This is a genomic window from Prevotella sp. khp1 (genome assembly GCF_900102205.1).
GTDB lineage: Bacteria > Bacteroidota > Bacteroidia > Bacteroidales > Bacteroidaceae > Prevotella > Prevotella ruminicola.
On the sequence record NZ_FNJZ01000001.1, the window covers coordinates 368,752 to 382,674 of the forward strand.

Annotated in this window: 12 protein-coding genes; 3 read left to right on the plus strand and 9 right to left on the minus strand. The window is 46.6% G+C overall.

The window, feature by feature from the left end; genetic code table 11:
* Window positions 1–12: 12 nt before the first annotated feature.
* Window positions 13–1,794, minus strand: coding sequence for a translation elongation factor 4 (gene lepA / locus BLR73_RS01635; protein ID WP_013064625.1), 1,782 nt, complete (start codon window positions 1,792–1,794; stop codon window positions 13–15).
* A 102-nt stretch (window positions 1,795–1,896) separates the two neighbouring features.
* On the opposite strand from lepA, the gene BLR73_RS01640 reads away from it, so the two are divergent.
* Window positions 1,897–2,283 carry a hypothetical protein gene (locus BLR73_RS01640; RefSeq protein WP_033150832.1) on the plus strand — a complete coding sequence of 129 codons (387 nt, stop codon included), beginning with the start codon at window positions 1,897–1,899 and terminating at the stop codon, window positions 2,281–2,283.
* Between the two features lie 39 nt (window positions 2,284–2,322).
* Here BLR73_RS01640 and BLR73_RS01645 read toward each other — a convergent pair whose 3' ends face one another.
* The 4 genes from BLR73_RS01645 to BLR73_RS01660 all read right to left on the minus strand — a co-directional run bounded on the left by BLR73_RS01645 (window position 2,323) and on the right by BLR73_RS01660 (window position 8,087).
* Window positions 2,323–3,060: a YebC/PmpR family DNA-binding transcriptional regulator gene (locus BLR73_RS01645; protein ID WP_013065643.1), complete on the minus strand. Its 738-nt coding sequence runs from the start codon at window positions 3,058–3,060 to the stop codon at window positions 2,323–2,325.
* 45 nt (window positions 3,061–3,105) lie between these two features.
* Entirely contained in the window at window positions 3,106–5,568 is a 2,463-nt protein-coding gene (pheT, locus tag BLR73_RS01650) for a phenylalanine--tRNA ligase subunit beta (RefSeq protein ID WP_091858208.1), read from the minus strand.
* A gap of 91 nt (window positions 5,569–5,659) precedes the next feature.
* The gene (locus tag BLR73_RS01655; protein WP_041385660.1) at window positions 5,660–6,280 is read right to left on the minus strand and encodes a cytidylate kinase-like family protein; all 621 of its coding nucleotides are present in this window, start codon (window positions 6,278–6,280) and stop codon (window positions 5,660–5,662) included.
* A gap of 148 nt (window positions 6,281–6,428) precedes the next feature.
* Entirely contained in the window at window positions 6,429–8,087 is a 1,659-nt protein-coding gene (locus BLR73_RS01660) for an NAD(P)/FAD-dependent oxidoreductase (protein ID WP_091858212.1), read from the minus strand.
* 106 nt (window positions 8,088–8,193) lie between these two features.
* Between BLR73_RS01660 and BLR73_RS01665 the strand changes: the two genes are divergently transcribed.
* A complete protein-coding gene (locus BLR73_RS01665; RefSeq protein WP_176763587.1) occupies window positions 8,194–9,384 on the plus strand; it encodes a phosphotransferase in 1,191 nt (396 codons plus the stop codon).
* A gap of 13 nt (window positions 9,385–9,397) precedes the next feature.
* On the opposite strand, the gene BLR73_RS01670 is transcribed toward BLR73_RS01665, so the two are convergent.
* From BLR73_RS01670 to BLR73_RS01690, 4 genes are all read right to left on the minus strand, one after another.
* Window positions 9,398–9,850, minus strand: coding sequence for a YcbK family protein (locus BLR73_RS01670; RefSeq protein ID WP_091858218.1), 453 nt, complete (start codon window positions 9,848–9,850; stop codon window positions 9,398–9,400).
* A gap of 446 nt (window positions 9,851–10,296) precedes the next feature.
* Window positions 10,297–10,974, minus strand: coding sequence for a hypothetical protein (locus BLR73_RS01680; RefSeq protein WP_091858223.1), 678 nt, complete (start codon window positions 10,972–10,974; stop codon window positions 10,297–10,299).
* A gap of 90 nt (window positions 10,975–11,064) precedes the next feature.
* Complete coding sequence (locus BLR73_RS01685; RefSeq protein WP_091858225.1) at window positions 11,065–11,580, minus strand: hypothetical protein; 516 nt, start codon at window positions 11,578–11,580, stop codon at window positions 11,065–11,067.
* Window positions 11,581–11,645: 65 nt separating this feature from the next.
* Entirely contained in the window at window positions 11,646–12,542 is an 897-nt protein-coding gene (locus tag BLR73_RS01690; RefSeq protein WP_091858227.1) for a WYL domain-containing protein, read from the minus strand.
* Window positions 12,543–13,274: 732 nt separating this feature from the next.
* Here BLR73_RS01690 and BLR73_RS01700 point away from each other — a divergent pair.
* Entirely contained in the window at window positions 13,275–13,826 is a 552-nt protein-coding gene (locus BLR73_RS01700; RefSeq protein ID WP_091858231.1) for an HU family DNA-binding protein, read from the plus strand.
* Window positions 13,827–13,923: the final 97 nt, after the last annotated feature.

Consider the following 13,923-nt stretch of genomic DNA (forward strand, 5'->3'; position numbering starts at 1 on the left):
TATTGTTTGTTTTTAGTCCAATTTCAATACTGCGAGGAAGGCCTTCTGTGGCACCTCCACGTTACCAATCTGCTTCATACGCTTCTTGCCTCGCTTCTGTTTCTCCAGCAGTTTACGCTTACGACTCACGTCGCCACCATAACACTTGGCGGTAACATCCTTACGCACCTGCTTAACGGTTTCGCGGGCAATAATCTTAGCACCGATGGCAGCCTGGATGGCGATGTCGAACTGCTGACGTGGAATCAGCTCCTTCAGCTTCTCACACATACGGCGACCAAAGGTCACAGCGTTGTCCTGGTGTGTCAGGGTGCTCAGGGCATCCACAGGCTCACCATTCAACAGAATATCGAGCTTAGCCAGTTTCGAGGGACGGAAACCGTCGATGTGGTAATCGAACGAAGCGTATCCCTTTGATACCGACTTAAGTTTATCATAGAAGTCGATCACGATTTCGCCCAGAGGCAGCATAAAGTGCAGCTCAATGCGGTTACCGCTCACGTACTGCTGATCCAGCAGCTCGCCGCGCTTATCCAGACACAGCGTCATGATCGGACCGATATAATCGGCAGCGGTAATGATCGATGCACGGATATATGGCTCCTCAATATGGTCGATCATCGTCTGATCGGGCAGTCCGCTTGGGTTGTGAACCTCTTTCACCTCACCCTGCTTGGTGTAGCACATATAGCTTACGTTGGGCACGGTGGTAATCACGTCCATATCAAACTCGCGGTCCAGTCGCTCCTGGATAATCTCCATGTGCAACAGTCCGAGGAATCCGCAACGGAAACCGAATCCCAAGGCTACCGAGCTCTCGGGCATGAATGTGAGCGATGCATCGTTAAGCTGCAGCTTTTCGAGCGATGCACGCAGGTTCTCGTAATCGGTAGGATCGATAGGATAAACACCAGCAAACACCATAGGTTTAACCTCCTGGAAGCCCTCGATGGCCTTGTCGCAAGGGGTAGCCACGTGTGTGATGGTATCACCCACCTTTACCTCTCTCGAGTTCTTGATACCGCTGATGATGTAACCCACATCGCCTGTCTTCAGCTCTTTGCGGGGAATCATATCCATCTTCAGCACACCAATCTCGTCGGCATCGTACTCCATACCGGTATTAAAGAACTTCACGTGGTCGCCGCTCTTGATAGAGCCGTTCACAATCTTGAAGTAAGCGATGATACCGCGGAACGAGTTGAATACCGAGTCGAAAATGAGCGCCTGCAGCGGAGCCTTCTCGTCGCCCACTGGGTGCGGAATCTTCTCAACAACAGCGTTCAGTATCTCTTCAACGCCTTCGCCGGTCTTACCCGAAGCACGGATAATATCCTCGCGATCGCAGCCAATCAGGTCGATAATCTCATCTTCCACCTCATCGGGCATGGCGCTGGGCATATCAATCTTATTGATTACAGGGATAATCTCCAGGTTATGGTCGATGGCCATATAGAGATTCGAGATAGTCTGTGCCTGTACACCCTGTGTGGCATCCACCACCAGCAGCGCACCCTCGCAGGCAGCGATAGAACGGCTCACCTCGTACGAAAAGTCGACGTGTCCCGGAGTGTCAATCAGGTTCAGTATGTATTTCTCTCCCTTGTAAGTGTATTCCATCTGGATAGCGTGACTCTTAATCGTAATACCACGTTCACGCTCCAAGTCCATATCGTCGAGCATCTGTCCCTCGGTCACCTGTATAGTCTTAGTGTACTCCAGCAGTCTGTCAGCCAGAGTAGATTTGCCGTGATCGATGTGGGCGATGATGCAGAAATTTCTTATATGATTCATTGTAGATTCTATGCTTTAGACTGCAAAATTACAAAAAAACTCTCAGAAATCACATAATTTTGCTTTTTTTTGTATCTTTGCAGGCAAAAAATAGCATTCGTTATGAAAAAGTTTTGGATATTGGGTATGATAGCCCTGTTATTTAGCGCTTGTCAGGAGAGTTTGGAGGACCGCTGCGAGCGCGATGCCAAGGAGTACACGCGCAAGCATTGCCCCACAGCCATCGATGAGAACACAGTGATCGACAGTCTGGTTTTCGAACGCGCTACGCACACCATACATTATTATTATAAGCTTACGGGCGTGGCCGACGAGGAGCAGGCATTGAAGGATGTTGATGCCGTTAACGTGCTTAAGCAGGGCCTTAAGAACGCTACAGCCGTTAAGGTGTATAAAGATGCCAAGTACCGCTTTGCATACACCTACCGCTCCAGCAAGGATCCTAAGAAGATTCTGCTTGATGTGGTTTTCACAGAAAAGGATTATTAAAATAAAATTCCCCCGCCAGTTGGCGAGGGAATTCTTTTTTTATTCAGCAACCTCTTCAGGTTTCATGTTTGTGTAAACGGTCTGAACGTCGTCAAAGTCCTCCAGCTTCTCAACCATCTTGTCGATAGTCTCACGCTGCTCGGCTGTAACGTCCTTCAGGTCGTTAGGAATGCGGGTGAACTCAGCACCAGTAACCTCGAAACCGTTCTCCTCAAGGTGCTTCTGCACAGCGCTGAAGCTTGAAGGATCGGCATAGATAGTGATGCTGTTCTCCTCCTCGTCCTCGTCGTACTCATCCTCTACGCCGTAGTCGATCAGGTCCAGGATCATCTCGTCCATATCCAGACCGTCCTTCTTCTTAAAGGTAAATACGCTCTTGTGGTCGAACAGGAATGAGAGCGAACCCTGTGTACCCAGGTTACCGTTGAACTTGTTGAATACCGAACGAACGTCACCTACAGTACGTGTGGTGTTGTCGGTCAGTGTCTCAACAAAGATAGCGATTCCGTGAGGTCCGTATCCCTCGTAAGTTACTTCCTTGTAATCGCTCTGGTCCTTACCCATAGCGTTCTTGATAGCACGCTCAATGTTGTCCTTTGGCATGTTCTCGCGCTTAGCGTTGGCAATGATAGCACGCAGCGCGGGGTTGTTCTCTGGCTCTGGACCGCCTGCCTTCACGGCAATAGCAATCTGCTTACCAATCTTTGTAAATGTCTTGGCCATGTGGCCCCATCGCTTCAGCTTTGTAGCTTTACGATATTCAAATGCTCTTCCCATATACTTATTTAAATTTAAAAATTCAAAAATGTAAAAATGTAAATATTAGCGCAGTTCTGCATTCAGCTGCTTTTTCAGCTGTGCGATGAGCTTGTTCATGATGGCCTCGATCTGTTTGTCGCCCATGGTCTTCTCCTCATCCTGAAGGATAAAGTTCACGGCGTAGCTCTTCTTGCCAGCAGGCAGCTTGTCGCCCTCGTAAACGTCAAACAACTCAACCTTCTTCAGCAGCTTCTTCTCTGTTGCGCGGGCAATCTGCTCAATCTGGGCAAACTCTACGCTGTTGTCAACCAACAGGGCCAGGTCGCGACTAACGGCTGGGAACTTGGGCACCTCAGTGTAAAGTACCTCGTTCTTCTTAATCACCTTCATCAGCGCGGTCCAGTTCAGCTCGGCATAGAATACAGGTGCATCCAGTCCGAACTGCTTCAGCAGCTTCTTGGTAATGATACCCATCTCGATGAGCTTCTTACCACCACGGTTCTCGATGGTGAGACCGGCAGAGAAGATATCGTTCTCGCTTTTCTTGCGAACAATCATACCGGGCTTAACACCGATACGGCGCAGAATATTCTCAACGTAGGCGCTCAACTCGTAGAAGCTGCTCTCCTCGTTAGCGTGCGCCCAGCTGCCCTCTACGCGCTTACCTGTGAGCCACAGGGCAGCATGATACTGCTCCTTGTAAGCCTGCATAGGATCGTCGAGGTTAGCCTTCTCGGGATCAAATGTATATACGTTACCGAACTCGAAGAAACGCAGGTTAGCACGCTTGCGGTTCACATTGTGCTGTACGCTCTCAAGTCCACCGAACAGCAGTGTCTGGCGCATCACGTTCAGGTCGGTACTCAGTGGATTCATAATCTTTACGCAGTTCTCGGCAGCGTAGGCATTACGTCCCTCGTAGTAAGCACCCTTGGTGAGCGAGTTGTTCAGGATTTCGTTGAATCCCTCGCCTACCAGCTGCTCGCTTACGATGTTAGCCAGCTTATGCTTCTGGTCCTCATCGCCCTTAATCACGAGGCTTCCCTTCAGCTGGGTTGGAATCTCTACATTATTATATCCGTAGATACGCAGGATATCCTCTACTACATCGCAAGGACGGGTAACGTCCACACGGTAAGCAGGAATCTCCAGCTTCAGGCCCTCGGCAGTCTCCTCGAGCACCTTCATCTCCAGACTCTCACAGATAGCCTTGATCTTATCGGTAGGAATCTCCTTACCAACCAGGTCGTGAACATACTGATATGAGAGATCTACTACGGCGTTCTCCATCTTCTCGGGATATACGTCCACAATCTCCATGCTCACCTTACCGCCAGCCAGCTCCTTACACAGGATAGCAGCCTGCTGCAGGGCGTAGATGGTACCATTGGGATCAACACCACGCTCAAAACGGAAGCTGGCATCGGTGCTCAGTCCGTGGCGGCGTGCGCTCTTACGGATCCATGTTGGGTGGAAGTAGGCACTCTCAAGCACTACGTTCTTGGTGGTCTCGTAAGTACCGCTACCCTTACCGCCGAATACACCGGCAATACACATGGGGTCCTCGGCATTGCAGATAGCCAGATCGCGGTCGCTCAGCTTGTGCTCCTCGCCATCCAGTGTCTGGAATGGAGTGCCCTCGGGCATGGTCTTTACTACTATCTGATGACCCTTTACCATGTCGGCATCAAAGGTATGCAGAGGCTGTCCGTAAGCCATCATCACGTAGTTGGTGATATCCACGATATTGTTGATGGGGCGCAGTCCGATGGTGTTCAGCTTGTTCTTCAGCCAGTCGGGACTCTCCTTTACCTCACAGTCGCTGATGCTTACGCAGGCATAGCGCTTGCAGGCCTCAGTGTTCTCAATTTTAACCTCGATGGGCAGGTCGTGATTGTCAACAGTAAACTTCGAGCAGTCGGGACGGTGCATCTTGGTCTCGTAGCCATTGCTCTTCAGCCAGGCATACAAGTCGCGTGCCACACCCCAGTGGCTCAGTCCATCAGCGCGGTTGGCGGTGATATCAACCTCAATCAGCCAGTCACTCTCCAGGTTGTAGTACTCTGCAGCAGGTGTGCCCACTACAGCATCCTCGGGCAATACGATAATACCGTCGTGACTGGTACCTACGCCAATCTCGTCCTCGGCACAGATCATACCGTTGCTCTCTACGCCGCGCAGCTTGCTCTTCTTAATCACAAACTCCTTATCGCCATCGTAAAGCACGCAGCCCAAATCGGCCACAATCACCTTCTGACCAGCGGCTACGTTAGGCGCACCGCACACAATCTGCGATGGCTCACCCTTGCCCAGGTCAACCGTTGTTACATGCAGATGGTCTGAGTTAGGATGAGCCTCGCAGGTAAGCACCTTACCCACGTACAGGCCCTTCAGACCGCCTTTAATACTCTGTACTTCTTCCAATGCGTCGACTTCCAAACCTGTCGATGTCAGAGCATCGGCCACCTGCTGTGCAGTCAGGTCGAAATCAACGTATTCCTTCAACCATTTGTAGGAAATATTCATTATACCAATTCTTTAGTAATTACTATCTTCGAAATTTCAAGGTGCAAAGGTAGTAAAAAATTGGTATTTACACAAATTTTTCCTGCAAAATCTACTCAATACACTTCATTAAAAAATCTACAGCGCCGTTTATACCGAATTTTCGCACATCCAGGCTGATGTCGTAGTTGCGCGCGTCGAACCATTCGCAGCCTGTATATGTCTTAGTATATAACTCACGACTATAGTCGTTATCCACCACCATGGCGGCGGCATCGCGCAGGTCAAGTCCGTATTTTTCGGCTATGCGGCGCTTACGACAATCCTCCGAGCTGTGCACAAAAATCTTGAGTGCATTGGGGTGATCCTTGAAGATGTAGAATCCGCAGCGACCCACAATCACACAACTCTCTTTCTGGGCTATCTGCTTAATGGCGGCGCACTGGGCATCAAACAGCTCATGACTGGTCTGATCCTGCTCAGCTCCGTCGTACTCTGCCTTAGCCATGTAGTTGCGATAAAAATTGGTAAAATCGTCGCGCCACAAGGGATTGCGTGCCTCAATCTTTTCCATGGCATCCTCTACTACAGGTATGCGTTTAGCCACCTCGTTCAAAATCTGCTTATCGAGCAACTTAACACCTAACCTACGGGCAATCTCAGCTCCGATCTCGTGTCCGCCGGTACCAAACTGGCGACTGATCGTAATCACAAATTTCTCATCCTTATTCATATCGTTCCAAATTTTTAGTTAATAGATTCATTCTTATTTTATGCTGCAAATATAAAAAAAAGATTTGGAAGTTCCAAACCTTTTTACGTTTTTTTTGCAACGGATTACACGACTTAAGGATGTTTTCCCTCAATCATCTCCTTCAGTCCTATTGTCCGTTGCTAGAAATATATTGAGCAGCAGCTTCGGCGCAGCGCTCGCCATCCACACCGGCGCTCACAATACCGCCTGCATAACCGGCACCTTCGCCACATGGGAAAAGTCCCTGAATCTGAACATGTTGCAGCGTTTCCTTATCGCGAACAATTCGCACCGGACTCGATGTACGTGTCTCAACAGCAATCATCACCGCCTCGTTGGTCAGGAATCCGTGCGCACTCTTTCCGAATGCCTTAAAGCCCTGCTGCAGTCGGTGCGAAATCATCTTAGGCAACCAGAAGTGCAGCGGACTCGATATCAATCCTGGCGCGTACGACGATTTTGGCAGATCGTAGCTCAGCTTGCCGTTCACAAAGTCGACCATACGCTGTGCCGGTGCCGTCTGCTTCATATTGCCCTGCTGCCAGCACATCTTCTCCAGCTGCTCCTGAAACGCCATCACCTGTAATGCCTTATTTTCAATTTTTACATTGTTAAATTCTTCCATTTTTACATTTTCCAGATCCTCTGGGCGCACTTCCACTACCATACCAGAGTTACTCCAGGCTGTTCCTCGGTTGGCAGGACTCATACCGTTCACCACAATCTGCTCCTTATCGGTAGCCGCAGGAATCACGAATCCACCAGGGCACATGCAGAACGAGTAAACGCCTCGCCCATCCACCTGTGTCACCATCGAGTACTCGGCAGCAGGCAACCATCGGCCCCTACCTTGTTTATTATGATACTGTATCTGGTCAATCAGCATGCTTGGGTGCTCCAGTCGCACGCCTACGGCAATACCCTTGGCCTCAATCTCAATCTTAGCTTCAGCCAGATAGCGGTAAACATCACGTGCCGAGTGTCCCGTAGCAAGAATTACAGGTCCACGGAATTCTAATTGTCCGTTCGCAGATACAGCTTCCACACCTACCACTCTATCCAAATGGTCAATGGTCCGCTCCAGCTTTGCTGGCTTGCAAGGCAAGAACGGTCCATGTTCAATGATCAAACGCGTCATCTTGGTCTGGAAGTGCACCTCGCCACCGCAGTTAATGATGGTATTTCGCATCGCTTCGATCACTTTTGGCAATCGGTCGGTACCAATATGCGGATGCGTATCGGCCAGGATAGCCGTCGAGGCACCATGCTGACAGAACACATTCAGAATTTTCTCGATATTACCACGCTTTTTGCTGCGTGTGTACAGTTTACCGTCGCTATAGGCACCAGCACCACCCTCACCAAAGCAGTAGTTACTCTCACCGTCAACCTGCTGCGTGCGGCTGATGTTGGCCAAATCCTTCTTACGGTCGTGCACGTTCTTACCGCGCTCCAATACAATCGGGCGCAAACCCAACTCTATCAGGCGCAGGGCAGCAAACAGTCCTCCAGGACCTGCTCCAACCACTATTACCTGTGGCTTACCCTCAACGTTTGGATATTCCGTGTGCTGGTATTCGTCGTCGGTAGGCAGTTCGTTCACATATGTGCGCACCTTCAGGTTCACGTATATCTGTCGCTGGCGCGCATCAATGCTGCGTTTCAGTATGCGTACACCCTTAATATCGCCTGGGTTCAGTCCATACTCATCGCCCAGATACGCTTTCAGTCTATCCTCCTGCGCCGCTACCTCCGGCTTTACTCTAATCTGATATTCGTTAATCATTATATAATGTATTTGGGTGCAAAGGTACTCACTTTTTTCGAAAATGCTTGGATGTTTATACTTTTTTTTCTATCTTTGCAAAGTGATAACTAAAAACATAAACAATATGACGCTACAATTTACCAATAACGAAGGTCACGCCATTATTACACTTTGTGGACGACTCGACACCTCGAGTGCCATGCAGACACAAACCGAAATCAATCAGTTTTTGTCAGCCCAAAGCCCCATCCTTAGTGTTACAGTTAATGCCGCGGAGCTCGAATACGTGTCGAGTTCGGGCTTGCGCATCCTGCTTTCGCTAACCAAACAATATAAGAATTTCAAACTCGTTGAGGTTAATGCCGACGTTTACGACGTGCTTAACATGACTGGTTTTGTAAAGATAATGTGCGTAGAACGCGCCCTACGCCAGATGAGTATCGAGGGTTGTGAGATCCTCGGTGTGGGCGGTGTAGGCACCGTTTATCGTTACAACGACGACACCATCATCAAGGTGTTCCGCGATGGCACCACCATCGACGAGGTGCGCAACGAGATTACCATGTCGAAAGAGGCCTTTGTGATGGGTATGCCTACCGCCATTTCGTTCGATATTGTCAAGGTGGGCGCGCAGTACGGTCTGGTTTACGAGTTGCTCCATGCCGACACCCTCAGTTCGCTCATCATGCACCATCCCGAGCGTATCCACGAGTATGCCCGCATGTATGCCAACCTGTTCCGCCAACTGCACGCCATCCAGGTGCCAGCCGATAGCTGTGTGCCCAATGCCCTCGAGCACGAACGCAAACAAGTTCTACATATCCGTCGGTATTTTTCGCAAGAAAACATCGACCTGTTACTCCAGATTCTCGATGCCGTGCCCGCAGGCAATCGCTTGCTGCATCTCGACCTGCAGGCCAAGAATGCCATGGTACAGGGCGACGAACTCATGCTCATCGATATGGGCGAAGTAGGCTACGGCCATCCTGTGCTCGACCTGGCACACGCCTATTCGTCGCTGATTCTGTTTGTTGGCGATTACGAGGCCGTCATCGGCATGCCACGCAAGTTAGGCGAACAGTTGTTCGATCTGACTATCGACTATTATTTCGAGGGCCAGCCTGCTGATATCATTGCCCTTCGCAAGCAGCAGATAGCCGCTGTGGCAAACGTCCGCAACTACAGTTGGCTTGCCCTCAGCGACTCCTTCCCCGAGGCTGTTATCCAGCAGTGCCAGCAGCTCTTCAACGAGCGCGTCATCCCCCACCGCGATCACATCCTCAACGTCATCAGCACCCTAAAAGAATGGTGCTGATAACGTTACTTATCTACGCTTGTATAAATGCTACCTTTCTTCTGTTTTCTTTAGGTCGCACTGCAAAGTGCAGCCAGATGGCACCATAGCGATTCTTTTCTATCAACAGTTCGTCATAGTCCTGTGCTGATTCTTTAGCGTAGGCTATCAAAATAGCAGCATATTCTATTGCCTGTTCCATACCATTGGTGCGGATATCTACTGCACAGCCCGTTAAGTGATTACTGGTGGGTGCTCCACCAACCTTACGATTTAACTGCGGTGATCGATAACCAGAGTTGATAATAATCGAGTGCCCTACACGCTCTCTTAATACTTCAAGCCAAACACACAATCGCTTCATATTAGCAATCGCCTCATGGCTTGGGATGTTATACACTTCAGGATACTTGCTCCTGGTGAACTCCCCGAGCAAGAAGTGCTCGGAGAGGTTTGCTTTACTGTTTAACTGTACTATCTGTTCCATTTTCGTAATGTTAGTTTGTTAGGATGTTAGGACGTTAGATCATGAGCAGACCGGTTTTACGATATCGCACCTTGGCGCAACCATCTTCAACATAGTAACTGGCGAACGCTAAACCAGTTTCTCAGTAATCGATTTACAGGGGTGACATCACCTGAAGCGATGCTAAATGAAGCACTAGCCACGCTCCGCCAAACATACTATTCCTTGGCAAATATGCTCATTATCAGCGATTTTATCTTCAAACAACCAAGCACAACCACAATAGAATTCATAAACAAAGCCCACAAAAACGGAGCTCGTTTCTATGGGCTTATGATTGGCAATCACTCTTCTGCTTGTGAATCGTTCCTAACAAAGATGTGGAAAATCACTATATAATATAGTTCATAACTATGAAGGCTCCATAATTCGTGATGCCAAATCGTTCTTTAATTGTACCCTGCATATTAATATAGTGTTTTTTCCCACCCATCATCAATAAATTTTGCAATAGTTTGGATATCAACAAACCTGAGTTCTCTTTCTTTAGGAACAGGAATACCAAACATATCTTTATGTTGACGGTATTGAAGGAAGAAGGTGCCAACAAGATTTGTGTTATGAACAAAGCGATTTACACCTGTTGGCTCTATTCCTGTTATTTGAAACAATTTCCATCGTTTTCTCTCTCCATCCAAAGGTGTTTTGACTTTATTGAATGTATAGCCCATCCATTCTTTTCGAAATCCCCAATAATAATTTGCAGAATTTGCGAATATTATCAAACGCGGTTGTAATTCTTCAATATAATCTCTTGTATGTGCAAGAAGTCTGCCATGATATCTGTTTTTTAAATCATTATCAATATGTATCTGGACCTGCCTGCCATTTCTTACAGGTAAAAGGTCTATGTATCCGCATTTCTTGTCATAAATCCCCATCATATTATGCTTTGGATCCCAAAAATCACTTTTGCAGCAAATATAATTATGGATTTCATCTCCTTCCCCAGAAGGATTTAATCCTGCCAATAGTATCCCTCCAACTTGTGCTTGGGGATTCGTTATGAGCCCTAGACCACCGTTCATACCTTCTTCTTCGCGGACTTTTTTATAATGTCCCATCAATTCTGTTGCAGTCATCATTTCTTTTAGTTATTAGTTATACATAATTCGTTTTTAGGAAATCTGATGCAAAGATAATAATTGTTTCTCGAAAATAAGATAAATTATTCACTAAAATATTAGTACCGCATTAAGCAAGAACCAATTCAATAGCAGTTTATTGCTACAGAATATGTGGCTTGAAACTATATCGAATGGGTAGGTACAGAACATTACTCTTTCAATCATTGTGTCCTGTGAAAAACCTCGTGCAATAAACATTCGTTGCAAATTATCCTCAACTGTACATTCAGAAATCCATTTCATTCCAAACAACTTCGCAGGGTCGTGTTCCTGCAAATGGCTGCCGTCTGGGAATACGTATTGAATAACCTGAAACCGCTCAAAGAAAGGATCCTTCAGTAAATCCTCGTCGTACACCACGTAATAGCAATAAGTGAGAACATCCATGTACTTACCTTTCGGACCAGGGAAATCTCCAAATAGTCTTTTTAGATACTTGAAATCTACATCCTCGTTTCTTTCTTTTTGCGTGACAACCAGAATTTTCGCATTAGGATTGCCACAACCAACATTCTTATTGGGGAACCTTTCACCCAGTCTTTTAAGCTCATCAATATTTGCCATATCTTTTCTTTTTTGATGGCAAAGATATGGGGGTAATATGCAACACCATTGCATATCAGAAGAAATTATTCATAAAAATCGTGCATTTCTTCAATAATTGCCTTGATTTGCTGACGGAATATTTCTGGCGAGAGCACTTCCAGCTGGTTGCCATGGCTCAGAATCTCTTGAATAAAATCGTAGGTTGGTGCTATCTTGTATTCAAAGATGGTATATTCAGCTTTTGACTCTATCTCACGCTGGCTATGATGCAGAGGGAGTGAGCGCAGATAGTTTGGTTTCTCACGATAGACCTTCAATCTTATTGTCATAGGCTTTGCATCATGGAATACACCATAATAATCCGTGTAATAATCTTGGGGTGAGAAATCCTTTGGATAGTTAAACTTAGAATCCAAAACTTCCACACGCTTTATACGGTCTAGCCCAAAGCGGCGAATCTCTTTTCCAGGCAATACAAGTGCCATCACATACCAACGACGTTTGAACAGTCTGATGAAATACGGATTAACCTTTAGTCCCTGAATGGTATTGCCAAAGAAATCCTCATAATCAATCACTATCTGATAATTGTCACGCATCGCAGACGTGATAATCTCGAGATAGTACCTACCAGATGGTACATCTTCCAGCATTATTCTTTCGCTTATACTTCGATTATCAATCAATAGATTGCTGACAGCAAAAGAATCAAGCAGCCATTGGTTGATAGAATCATTCTCCAGCGCATCAGGATTATCTATATAATATAGGTTAGAACCCCTCTGGCACTCTATCACAACACCAAACTGCATCAGTATCGCATTTCGATGATTATGGAAGGTACGCAGTTTCAGAGGCTGGTGCAGATCATTGATATACGCATCGTCCCATTTGCGGGCAATGTCTTCAAACGAAATCTTGCCAGCATCATAGATAGTGGAAATCAGCCACATATATTTTGCATATAGCCTGTCTGTCATACATCAAACGATTAGATGCCACAAATATATAAAAAAGTTGGGAAAGATATTCTTTTTTTCAAAAAAAATCTGATTTGAAGAAAAAATGGTGATTGTATCTTTAAGGCACGTCCTTCCGCTATTGAAGTATTGTACTATTTTGCGGTCACAAAATGCAACCGCAAATCCCTGATTATCACAATTTGCGATAACCTTATTGGAGGTGTCTAGGGACGGGCCCATGGCATTCTCTTTTTCAGCAAAAAACATACACCATTTCAACGAATATCCTAACCATCTAACCACCTAACAAACTAACATTTGGTATTTTGTTAGGTAGTAACTAACGTGCTTATTAGAATATATATTATATATTATATATTATAATATATAATATATAATATATATTTATAGATAGTATTGATGGGTGATGGGGATAATAGAAAACTCGTAATGTTAGAACGTTAGGACGTTAGGTACTCGGTAGTGGTAAATCTATGTAGAAATAAATTAAAAATAAAATGAATAAACGCTTGTGTATGTGCTGATTTTTTCGTACCTTTGCATTGTCAAATTGAGAGAGTAAGAGCAGCGGCATTAAGGCTAAAAATTGTGAGAATTAAATCTAGAAATTGCGCGCATTAATAGTAACAATTGATAGTATTAATAGTGGTTGAAACCTGCACACCAAGGCGACAAAACGAGAATAAGTAAAATATTTAACAAACAAACTATTTAAAAACTAATTGAATTATGGCGATTAAAGTAATTGCTCAGCGCCGAGAGCTTAAAATCGGCAACAAACCTGGTAAGCGATTCATTATGCGTCCTGAGCTGTATAGCCCTATCCAGGAGAAGAAAGTGTTCGCAGAGGCAGCCACCCACTCGGGTATCTCTGCAGGTGTTATTAAGGCAGCTTGGGATGCTGCAGGCGAAGTAATCCGTACGTGGGCCACCGAAGGTCACTCTGTGCCACTGCCTGGTCTGGGTACCATGCGATTCGGAGTTCGCAGTAAGGCTGTTGAGAACCTGGAGGACGTAAAGTCTGGATTGATCAGTGTTCGTCGCATTATCTTTACCCCTAACGTGGATGTAAAGGACGAGCTGAAGAATACCAGCATCCAGATTACCTGTCTGGACGAGGATGGTAAGGTTCTGAAGCGCGTGACCAGCGGTGATAGCGGCGATATCGAGGATCCCGACCAGCCATCGAACGGTGGTAATACCGGTGGAAACACTGGTGGCAATACCGGAGGCGGCAATACCGGTGGCGGCGGAAATCATAACGAGCCGATTGGAGACTAAGGGGTAAGGGCTTGGGGCTTAGGCCCCACCCTTCCTATTAAAAATGAAACATGAGACATTAAACATTAAACATTCTTGGCGATGCCAAGCGTACTAA

Coding starts and splice junctions, on each gene's coding strand:
- lepA (WP_013064625.1), bottom strand. CDS start 1,794: ATGAATCATATAAGAAATTTCTGCATCATCGCCCACATCGATCACGGC.
- BLR73_RS01640 (WP_033150832.1), top strand. CDS start 1,897: ATGAAAAAGTTTTGGATATTGGGTATGATAGCCCTGTTATTTAGCGCT.
- BLR73_RS01645 (WP_013065643.1), bottom strand. CDS start 3,060: ATGGGAAGAGCATTTGAATATCGTAAAGCTACAAAGCTGAAGCGATGG.
- pheT (WP_091858208.1), bottom strand. CDS start 5,568: ATGAATATTTCCTACAAATGGTTGAAGGAATACGTTGATTTCGACCTG.
- BLR73_RS01655 (WP_041385660.1), bottom strand. CDS start 6,280: ATGAATAAGGATGAGAAATTTGTGATTACGATCAGTCGCCAGTTTGGT.
- BLR73_RS01660 (WP_091858212.1), bottom strand. CDS start 8,087: ATGATTAACGAATATCAGATTAGAGTAAAGCCGGAGGTAGCGGCGCAG.
- BLR73_RS01665 (WP_176763587.1), top strand. CDS start 8,194: ATGACGCTACAATTTACCAATAACGAAGGTCACGCCATTATTACACTT.
- BLR73_RS01670 (WP_091858218.1), bottom strand. CDS start 9,850: ATGGAACAGATAGTACAGTTAAACAGTAAAGCAAACCTCTCCGAGCAC.
- BLR73_RS01680 (WP_091858223.1), bottom strand. CDS start 10,974: ATGATGACTGCAACAGAATTGATGGGACATTATAAAAAAGTCCGCGAA.
- BLR73_RS01685 (WP_091858225.1), bottom strand. CDS start 11,580: ATGGCAAATATTGATGAGCTTAAAAGACTGGGTGAAAGGTTCCCCAAT.
- BLR73_RS01690 (WP_091858227.1), bottom strand. CDS start 12,542: ATGACAGACAGGCTATATGCAAAATATATGTGGCTGATTTCCACTATC.
- BLR73_RS01700 (WP_091858231.1), top strand. CDS start 13,275: ATGGCGATTAAAGTAATTGCTCAGCGCCGAGAGCTTAAAATCGGCAAC.